Annotated in this window: 1 protein-coding gene; it reads left to right on the forward strand. The window is 67.0% G+C overall.

Translation table 11 applies throughout. From position 1 onward, the window contains the following. Positions 1-428 precede the first annotated feature (428 nt). Positions 429-3,198, forward strand: a 2,770-nt coding sequence (locus tag ACK59X_RS09445) for a beta strand repeat-containing protein (protein WP_409956790.1), incomplete at its 3' end; no start/stop codon positions are given.

Raw genomic sequence — 3,198 nt, forward strand, 5'->3', positions numbered from 1 at the left:
CTGCAGACGTCACCATCGATGCCAACTACACCAGCCGGGTGCTGAGCATTACCACGGGCTCGACGGTGACGCTGGATGGCCTGGTGATCACGCATGGATCGCTTTCGGGTGTCGGGGGGAATGGCGGCACACTTAGCACCGATGGCGGCAATGCACTCGGCGCAGGCATCTCTAACGCGGGAACTCTGACCATCAACAACACCAGTGTGACGGCCAACGGCGCAGCTGGGGGTGGAGGTGGCGGCGGGCAAGCAACCTCTTACTTCGGTGGCGGCGGTGGTGGTGGTGGGCCGTTGATCAACGGTGGCAACAAGGGGACGGGTGCCACAGGAGGCAACGTAGGCCCTGCAACCGGAGAGTATGCAGGCAGTGCCGGAGTGCTCGGCGCCGGAGGTTATGGCGGCGGTTTCGGGACTGCCTCAGGCAACATGGGTGGACGCGGAGGGGCCGCCACCGGCGGCGCTGGTGGCGTAGGTACAAGCAGTTACTCCAATGGCGGCAGCGGTGCTACCGCTCAAAGTGGCTCGCTCACTGTGGGCGGCGGTGGCGGCGGGTCCGGCTGGGATGGTGTGGGCAAAGCCGGCGGCATGGGCGTAGGCGGCATCTACAACGCTGCCACTGGCACCATTGCCGTCATCGGCACCTCAGCCATTACCAACAACGTGGGCGCGGGCGGCGGCGGCGGCGGCGGCAGCGGCACGGGAAGCAATAACGAAAATGGCGGCTCCGGGGGCCTCGGTGTGGGGGGCGTCTACAACCTGGGCACCTTCAAGATCACCACCGCCAACTATGGGCTCATGTCCAACAACGTCGGTGTCAGCGGCAGCGGCGGGCTGGAGGGCGGCACCGGTACCACAGGCACGGTGCCCACGGCCGTCACGCATGTCGGAGGCACGGGCACGACCGACCTGGCCTACGTTCCCCCGCCCACCATCACCAGCGCCACCTACGACGCGGCCTCCGGCGCCCTCTCGGTCACCGGCACCAACCTGACCGCCGGCGACATCATCGCCCTGAACAAGATCACCATCAGCGGCGAGGGCGGCCTCTCACGTGTCCTGACCAGCGGCACCACCACGGCCACCAACGCCACCACATTCAACGTCACGCTCAACGCGGCCGACCGGGCCGCCATCAACCAGTTCATCAACAAGGACGGCACCACGTCCACCGGCGGCACCGCCTTCAACCTGGCGGCCGCGGATGACTGGAACACCAATGTGACCGCCGGCAACACGGCCGATGCGACCAATGCCATCACGGCCAGCAATGTGGCCGTCCCCGCCGTCACCAGCGCCACCTACGATGCCGCCACCGGCACCCTGGTGGTCACGGGCACCAATTTTGTCCGGCTCAACGGCGCCAACAACGACATCGATCTCACCATGCTCACCTTGGCCGGCGAGGGCGGAGCCAGCCGCACGCTGACCACCACCAACGTGGAGATCACCGACGGCACCTCGTTCACCGTCGTGCTCAACGCCGCCGACAAGGCCGCCTTCAACCTGATCGCCAACAAGGACGGCACGGTTTCCACCTCCGGCACCACGTTCAACCTCGCCGCTGCCTCCAACTGGGCAGCAGGGGCCGCGCCCGGCGGGGCCGACCTTTTGAACGGCGTCACGGTCTCCAACGTGGCGGCGCCCACCATCACCAGTGCGACCTACAACGCCTCCACGGGATCGCTGGTGGTCACCGGCACAGGTTTCCTCAAGTTCAACGGCGCCAACAACGACATCGACACCAGCAAGCTGAGCTTTGTCGGCGAAGGTGGGGTAAGCCACGGGCTGACCAGCTCCAGCGTGGAGGTCACCGACGGCACCACCTTCACCGTCGCCCTCAACGCCGCCGACAAGCAGGCCATCAACCAGATCGCCAACAAGAGCGGCACCAGCTCCACCGGCGCCATCACCTACAACCTGGCCGCCGCCGAGGACTGGGCCCGCGGCGCCGACCCTGCCGTGGTGATCGCCGACACCTTGGGCAATGGCATCACGGTCTCCAACGTGGCCGTGCCCACCATCACCAACGTCACCTACGACGCCAGCAACGGCACCCTGGTGGTCACGGGCACAGGTTTCCTCAAGCTCAATGGCGCCACCAATGACGTCGACGTCAGCAAGCTGACCATCACAGGCCAGGGCGGCGCACCCTACCCGCTGACCACGTCCAGCGTGGAGATCACCTCCGACACCCAGTTCACCATCGTGCTCTCCGGCACTGACCAGGCCGGCCTGCGCACCCTGGTCAACGCCAACGGCACGCAGTCCTCGGGCGGCACCACCTACAACCTGGCCGCCAACGAAGACTGGGCTGCCGGCGCCGATGCCGCAGTCGTCGTCGCCGACCTCACGGGCAATGGCATCACCGTCTCCAATGTGGTCTCGCCCACCCTCACTTCGGCCACCTACGATGCCGCCACCGGCACCCTGTTGGTGACGGCCACCGGCATGCTCACGGGCGATGCCATCGACGCCACCAAGCTGACACTCACCGGCCAGGGCGGCAGCTTCGCACTGACCGCAGACACCGCCAACACCACCGCCACGAGCGCCACCGCCTTCACGCTCACGCTCGGCGCCGCCGACAAGCTGGCCGTCAATGGCATCCTGAACAACAACGGCACCGCCGCCGCACACGCCACGGTCTTCAACCTGGCCGGGGCCACGGGCTGGAACTCCACGGTCAACGCGCCAGCGGACACCACCGGCAACGGCATCACGGTCTCCAACGTGGTGGCCCCCACCATCACCAGCGCCACCTACGACGGCGCCACGGGCACCCTGGTGGTCACCGGCACCGGCCTGGTCAAGACCGTGGGTGCCACCAACGACATCACCGTCAACACGCTCACCATCACCGGCGAGGGCGGTTCCTACGGCCTGTCCACCACGGCCGATGTGGAGGTCACTTCGGCCACCAGCTTCACCCTCACCCTCAGCGGTGCCGACATCGCTGCCGTCAACGCCCTGCTCAACAAGAACGGCACCAGCTCGGCCGGCAACGCGACCTACAACATCGCCGCCGCCGACGACTGGAACAGCGCCATCACCGGCGCCAGCATTGCCGACCTCACGGGCAACGCCATCACCGTGTCCAATGCCGCCCCCGGCATCCAGTCGGCCAGCTACAACGCCAGCACCGGCGTGCTCACCGTCGCCGCGCTGAACATCGTCGCTGGCGATGGTATCGATGTCA

It is taken from the genome of Acidovorax sp., from assembly GCF_046339755.1.
GTDB lineage: Bacteria > Pseudomonadota > Gammaproteobacteria > Burkholderiales > Burkholderiaceae_C > Acidovorax.